Genomic DNA, 6066 nt, shown 5'->3' on the forward strand with positions numbered 1-6066 from the left:
CGGCGCCTTCACGCGTGCCCGGCGCCTTTCGTCACGCCCGCCGGGCCGCCCGGCCCAGCTGTTCCAGCGTCGCCGCCACGGCCGGCACCTGTGCCAGGTCGGGCAGGGTGAGGGCGACGATCTCCCGCCGTACCGCCGGCTCCAGCACCACCGTGCGCGCGCCTCTCGGCCGTACCGACTCGATCGCCAGCCGGGGCAGCACGGCGACGCCCAGACCCGCGCCGACCAGGCCGACCACGGCCGGGTAGTCGTCGGTGGCGAAGTCGATGCGGGGCGTGAAGCCCACGCTCTCGCAGGCCTGGACGAGCTGTCCCCGGCAGCGCGGGCAGCCCGCGATCCAGGGCTCGTCGGCCAGTTCACCGAGGGCGACGGACTCCGCGCCGGCGAGCCGGTGCCGCTCGGGCACCAGGCCGACGAGACGGTCGCTCAGCAGCGGCCGCACCACCAGGTCGTCCCACTCCTCGGCGCCCGCCGCGCCCTCGTAGCGGAAGGCGAGCGCGATGTCGCAGTCGCCCGCGCGCAGCAGCTCCACGGACTTCGGCGGCTCGGCCTCCTCCAGGGAGACGCGGGTGCCGGGGTGGGCGGCGCGCAGGGCGGCGAGGGCCGTCGGGACCAGGGTGGAGCTGCCGCTCGGGAAGGAGACCAGGCGCACCCGGCCGGCCCGCAGCCCGGCGATCGCGGCGACCTCCTCCTCGGCGGCGGTGAGCCCGGCGAGGATCCCGGAGGCATGCCGGACCAGGGCCTCGCCGGCCTGGGTCAGGCGCATCTCGCGGCCGTTGCGGACCAGCAGCGGGGTGCCCACGGAGGTCTCCAGGGCCTTCATCTGCTGGCTGACGGCGGGCTGCGTGCAGCCCAGTTCGCGCCCCGCCGCCGAGAAGGAACCGGTGGCGGCGACGGCGCGCAGGACGCGGAGATGACGTGCCTCGATCACCCCTGGAGCATAAGGCGGGCTTGGACAGAGTGCCCAATAACGCGTCGACGCTTTGAGGACGGTCCCGTACCGTCGGAGCATGGAGCTTCTCTCGGTGAACCTCGGCCGTGCGACGCCGTCGCCGCACACGGACCAGGCCGACGGCGTGACGGGTATCGGCAAGCGGCCGGTGGACGGGCCGGTGCGGGTGGCGGCGCCCGGACCGAAGGGCGTCGCGGGCAGCGGACTGGCCGGGGACACGGTGTGCGATCTGCGCCATCACGGCGGCGACGACCAGGCGGTGTACGCGTTCGCGCGCGAGGACCTCGACGACTGGGAGAAGGAGCTCGGCCGCCCCCTGCCGAACGGCTGTTTCGGTGAGAACCTCACGACAAACGGGCTGAACGTGTCGGACGCGCTGATCGGCGAGCGCTGGCGGATCGGCTCCGAGGTCGTACTGGAGGTCACCTCCGGCCGCATCCCGTGCCGTACTTTTCAGGGCCATCTGGGCGAGCGGGGATGGGTGAAGAGGTTCACGCGGAAGGGTGCCACCGGTGCCTACCTCCGGGTGATCGAACCGGGTGAGATCAGGGCCGGCGACCCGATCGAGATCGTGCTCCGGCCGGAGCACGGGGTGACGGCGGCGATGGAGTTCCGCGCGACCACCACCGAGCGGGAGTTGCTGCCCCGTTTGCTCGCGGCGGGCGCGGCGCTGCACCCGGAGGCGCTGGCACAGGCGCGGAAGTACGTGGCGGCGCAGGGCGGCTGAACGGCCGTCACACGCAGGCCGTTCACCGGTGCTTCACCCTTCGGGAGAGCCGGTGCGCACAGCGGACGCCGTCAGTCCGGGTAACTACCCTTGGGTCATGACAACGGCTCTGATTACGGGATCGACCGCGGGGATCGGTGCCGCGTTCGCGCGGCGGCTGGCGGCGGACGGGCACAACCTCGTCCTGGTGGCGCGGGACACCAAACGGCTGCGCGAGCAGGCGACCGAGCTGCACGACCGGCACGGCATCGAGGCGGAGGTGCTCACCGCCGACCTGGCCGAGGACGCCGGCATCGAGTCGGTCGCCGCCCGGCTCGCCGACCGCCGCAACCCGGTCGACCTGCTGGTCAACAACGCCGGCTTCGGCAACAAGGGCCATTTCCTCGACGTGCCGATGGCCGACGAGCTGCGCATGCTCAAGGTGCACTGCGAGGCGGTGCTGCGGCTGACGGCGGCGGCGGCCGACGCGATGCGGGAGCGCGGCCGCGGTGGTGTGGTCAACGTGGCGTCGGTGGCGGCGTTCGTGCCGCGCGGGACGTACGGCGCCTCCAAGGCGTGGGTCGTGCAGTTCACCCAGGGCGCGGCGCGCGATCTCGCGGGCAGCGGGGTCCGGCTGATGGCTCTGGCACCGGGTTTCGTCCGTACGGAGTTCCATGAGCGGGCCGGGATGGGCACGGACAACATCCCGGGCTGGATGTGGCTGGACGCCGACAAGCTGGTCTCGGCGGCGCTGGCCGACCTCGCCCGCGGCAGGACGCTGTCGGTGCCGGATCCCCGCTACAAGGTGCTGACGGGTCTGGCGAAGGTGACACCGCGCGGCCTGCTGGGCGGGATCTCCTCGAAGACGGGCCGCAAGTACGGGCCGCAGTAGGGACCCGGCCGGGACGCATCGGGACACACCGGAACGGGGCCGGTGAGACGATGGTGTCGTTCGGTCGCGCCCGCAGGGGGGCCGGAGGCGGTTTCATGACGTTCGTGCAGCTCATCGAGTGCAGGACCAGGCGGTTCGACGAGATGGACCGGCTGATGGACAGGTGGGTCGAGCAGACCAAGGGGAAGCGGACGGCGACGCACACACTGGTCGGCAAGGACCGCACCGACGCGCAGCACGTCGTGGAGATCGTGGAGTTCCCGTCGTACGAGGAGGCGATGCGGAACTCGCGTCTCCCGGAGACCGACAAGGTGTTCCACGAGCTGCTGGCGCTCTGCGAGGGGACGCCGACGTTCACCGATCTGGACGTGGTGCGTGATCAGGGGTTGTACGCGGACACCGCGCGGCGGTTCTTCGACACGATCGCGGCGGCCGGCCCGCTGGCACCGCTGGACGGTCTGCTCGCCGAGGACTACCACGACCACGATCCGGTCGAGGGTCAGGACACCATCGGCATGGACGCGATGCGGCGCAAGCTGGAGATGTGGCGGCGGGCCTTCGACTTCTCGTTCCTCGTCGAGGACCAGATCGCCCAGGGCGACCGGGTGTGCACCAGGTGGCTCTGGACGGGGGTGCAGAAGGCGGAGTTCATGGGGGTGCCGAACACCGGCCGGCAGGTCACCATGGCCGGGACGACGGTCCACCGCTTCGACGCCGGCGGGAAGATGGCCGAGGGCTGGCTGCAGTACGACCGGATGGGACTGCTGGCGCAGCTGGGTGCGCTGGACGCGCTGGAGAACTAGGCCGACCATCGAAGTACCCGCGAGGGGCGAAGCCCCCGTTCCCGGCGGACGACCGGGGACGGGGGCTTCCTCAGAGACTGTTGCCTCAGTGCGAGTGGCCGTGGGAGTGGCCCGCGGCGGCGGCCTCTTCCTCTTCCTTCTTCTCGACGACCAGGGTCTCGGTCGTCAGGAGCAGGGAGGCGATGGAGGCGGCGTTCTCCAGGGCGGAGCGGGTGACCTTGACCGGGTCGATGACGCCGGCCTTGACCAGGTCGCCGTACTCGCCGGTGGCGGCGTTGAAGCCCTGGCCCTTGTCGAGCTCGGCGACCTTGGAGGTGATGACGTAGCCCTCCAGGCCGGCGTTCTCGGCGATCCAGCGCAGCGGCTCGACGACGGCGCGGCGGACGACGGCCACACCGGTCGCCTCGTCGCCCGTCTTGCCGAGGCCGTCCTCCAGGACCTTCGCGGCGTGGACGAGCGCGGAGCCACCACCGGAGACGATGCCCTCCTCGACCGCGGCGCGGGTCGCGGAGATGGCGTCCTCCAGACGGTGCTTCTTCTCCTTCAGCTCCACCTCGGTGGCGGCGCCGACCTTGATCACGCACACGCCGCCGGCCAGCTTCGCGAGGCGCTCCTGGAGCTTCTCGCGGTCCCAGTCGGAGTCGGTGTTCTCGATCTCGGCCTTGATCTGGGCGACGCGGCCCGTGACGGCCGAGGAGTCGCCGGCACCGTCGACGACCGTGGTGTCGTCCTTGGTGACGGTGACACGGCGGGCGGAGCCGAGCACGTCCAGGCCGACCTGGTCGAGCTTGAGGCCGACCTCCTCGGAGACGACCGTGCCGCCGGTGAGGGTGGCCAGGTCCTCCAGCATCGCCTTGCGGCGGTCGCCGAAGCCGGGGGCCTTGACCGCGACCGCGTTGAAGGTGCCGCGGATCTTGTTGACGACGAGGGTGGAGAGGGCCTCGCCCTCGACGTCCTCGGCGATGATCAGCAGCGGCCGGGAGGCACCCGCCTGGATGACCTTCTCCAGCAGCGGGAGCAGGTCGGCGATGGAGGAGACCTTGCCCTGGTTGATGAGGATGTACGGGTCCTCGAGGACGGCCTCCATGCGCTCCTGGTCCGTCACGAAGTACGGCGACAGGTAGCCCTTGTCGAAGGCCATGCCCTCGGTGAAGTCCAGCTCCAGACCGAAGGTGTTGGACTCCTCGACGGTGATGACACCGTCCTTGCCGACCTTGTCCATCGCCTCGGCGATGAGCTCGCCGACCTGCGTGTCCTGGGCGGACAGCGCGGCGACGGCGGCGATGTCGGCCTTGTCCTCGATCGGACGGGCGGAGGAGAGCAGCTCGTCGGAGACGGCGGCGACGGCGGCGTCGATGCCCTTCTTCAGGGCGGCCGGGGAGGCACCGGCGGCGACGTTCTTCAGACCCTCGCGGACGAGCGCCTGGGCCAGCACGGTGGCGGTGGTCGTACCGTCACCCGCGATGTCGTTGGTCTTGGTCGCCACCTCCTTCACCAGCTGGGCACCGAGGTTCTCGTACGGGTCGTCGAGCTCGACCTCGCGGGCGATCGTGACACCGTCGTTGGTGATGGTGGGGGCGCCGAACTTCTTGTCGATGACGACGTTGCGGCCCTTGGGGCCGATCGTCACCTTGACCGTGTCGGCAAGCTTGTTGACGCCGCGCTCGAGGGCGCGACGGGCGTCCTCGTCGAACTTCAGGATCTTCGCCATGGGAGCGGTTCAGCCCTCTCGGAAAACGTGGGTGAAACGAACCGCGCCCCCGACGCCCGGCTTCATAAGGTCGCGGGGGCCAGGGGCGCAGCTCAAAGCAGAATGTGCTTCGGGTGAATTACTTCTCGATGATCGCGAGCACGTCGCGAGCCGAGAGGACGAGGTACTCGTCGCCGTTGTACTTCACCTCGGTGCCGCCGTACTTGCTGTACAGAACGACGTCGCCGACCTTGACGTCGAGCGGCAGGCGCTCGCCGTTCTCGAAACGGCCCGGGCCCACGGCGAGGACGGCGCCCTCCTGGGGCTTCTCCTTCGCGGTGTCCGGGATGACCAGGCCGGAGGCCGTGGTCTGCTCGGCGTCGAGCGGCTGGACCACGATGCGGTCCTCAAGCGGCTTGATGGCAACCTTGGAGCTGGCGGTCGTCACGATCCGACCTCCCCCTTCGGAGATCTCACGGGGTTAACTGTCTGAGGTGGCGACCAGGTGGATCCGTCGTCGCGGGTGCCGGACCTGCCCGTCGCGTTGTTGGCACTCTCATCTGCCGAGTGCCAGAGCCGAGACTATGACCGCGATTAGCACTCGGTCAAGCGGAGTGCCAATTGCAGGCGGCGCGCCGCCGGAATCGGCCCCCTCGGATGTCACAGAGCGACGGTGGCGTGCATCTCCCACACCAGGATCTCGGCGGGCCCCGAGGCCGTCACCCGGTGCCCGCCGGTGGCCGTGAAGCGCGCGGCGTCACCCTCGCCGAGCACTCCGACGCCCTCCAGGTCCACCGCGCCGCGGGCGACGAACAGATGAAGGTACGGCGCCTCGGGAAGGGTCACCCGCCCGCCGGGGCGCAGCCGTGCCGCGTACAGCGCGGCATGCCGGTTCCGGATCCGGATGGCGCTCGCGTCCTTGTGCCGGTCCATGCCGGACGCCACCGTGACCAGCCCGCCGGACAGCAGCTCGGCGTCGATCTCCAGCTGTTCGTAGCCCGGGGTGATGCCGGCCTCGTCGGG

Annotated in this window: 6 protein-coding genes and 1 pseudogene; 3 read left to right on the forward strand and 4 right to left on the reverse strand. The window is 70.8% G+C overall.

Going from position 1 to position 6066, the window contains the following annotated elements; all coding sequences use genetic code 11:
* Positions 1-31: 31 nt before the first annotated feature.
* Positions 32-931 carry a LysR family transcriptional regulator gene (locus KVT45_RS43545; RefSeq protein WP_217555070.1) on the reverse strand — a complete coding sequence of 300 codons (900 nt, stop codon included), beginning with the start codon at positions 929-931 and terminating at the stop codon, positions 32-34.
* Between the two features lie 79 nt (positions 932-1010).
* Here KVT45_RS43545 and KVT45_RS43550 point away from each other — a divergent pair, with 79 nt between their 5' ends.
* From KVT45_RS43550 to KVT45_RS43560, 3 genes are all read left to right on the forward strand, one after another.
* Positions 1011-1679 (forward strand): MOSC domain-containing protein, encoded by a 669-nt coding sequence (locus KVT45_RS43550; protein ID WP_217555071.1) that lies wholly within the window; start codon positions 1011-1013, stop codon positions 1677-1679.
* Between the two features lie 97 nt (positions 1680-1776).
* Positions 1777-2550 (forward strand): SDR family oxidoreductase, encoded by a 774-nt coding sequence (locus KVT45_RS43555; protein WP_217555072.1) that lies wholly within the window; start codon positions 1777-1779, stop codon positions 2548-2550.
* A gap of 95 nt (positions 2551-2645) precedes the next feature.
* Positions 2646-3353: an ester cyclase gene (locus KVT45_RS43560; protein ID WP_217555073.1), complete on the forward strand. Its 708-nt coding sequence runs from the start codon at positions 2646-2648 to the stop codon at positions 3351-3353.
* 85 nt (positions 3354-3438) lie between these two features.
* Here the strand turns inward: KVT45_RS43560 and groL are convergent, their stop codons facing one another.
* From groL to KVT45_RS43575, 3 genes and pseudogenes are all read right to left on the reverse strand, one after another.
* Positions 3439-5064 carry a chaperonin GroEL gene (gene groL, locus KVT45_RS43565; protein ID WP_089099383.1) on the reverse strand — a complete coding sequence of 542 codons (1626 nt, stop codon included), beginning with the start codon at positions 5062-5064 and terminating at the stop codon, positions 3439-3441.
* Positions 5065-5182: 118 nt separating this feature from the next.
* Complete coding sequence (gene groES / locus KVT45_RS43570) at positions 5183-5491, reverse strand: co-chaperone GroES (protein WP_004955293.1); 309 nt, start codon at positions 5489-5491, stop codon at positions 5183-5185.
* 212 nt (positions 5492-5703) lie between these two features.
* Positions 5704-6066, reverse strand: a pseudogene (locus KVT45_RS43575) (pirin family protein); the annotation flags it as partial.

The organism is Streptomyces sp. GbtcB6, from assembly GCF_019091475.1.
Taxonomy (GTDB): domain Bacteria; phylum Actinomycetota; class Actinomycetes; order Streptomycetales; family Streptomycetaceae; genus Streptomyces; species Streptomyces hyaluromycini.

Coding starts and splice junctions, on each gene's coding strand:
- KVT45_RS43550 (WP_217555071.1), top strand. CDS start 1,011: ATGGAGCTTCTCTCGGTGAACCTCGGCCGTGCGACGCCGTCGCCGCAC.
- KVT45_RS43555 (WP_217555072.1), top strand. CDS start 1,777: ATGACAACGGCTCTGATTACGGGATCGACCGCGGGGATCGGTGCCGCG.
- KVT45_RS43560 (WP_217555073.1), top strand. CDS start 2,646: ATGACGTTCGTGCAGCTCATCGAGTGCAGGACCAGGCGGTTCGACGAG.
- groL (WP_089099383.1), bottom strand. CDS start 5,064: ATGGCGAAGATCCTGAAGTTCGACGAGGACGCCCGTCGCGCCCTCGAG.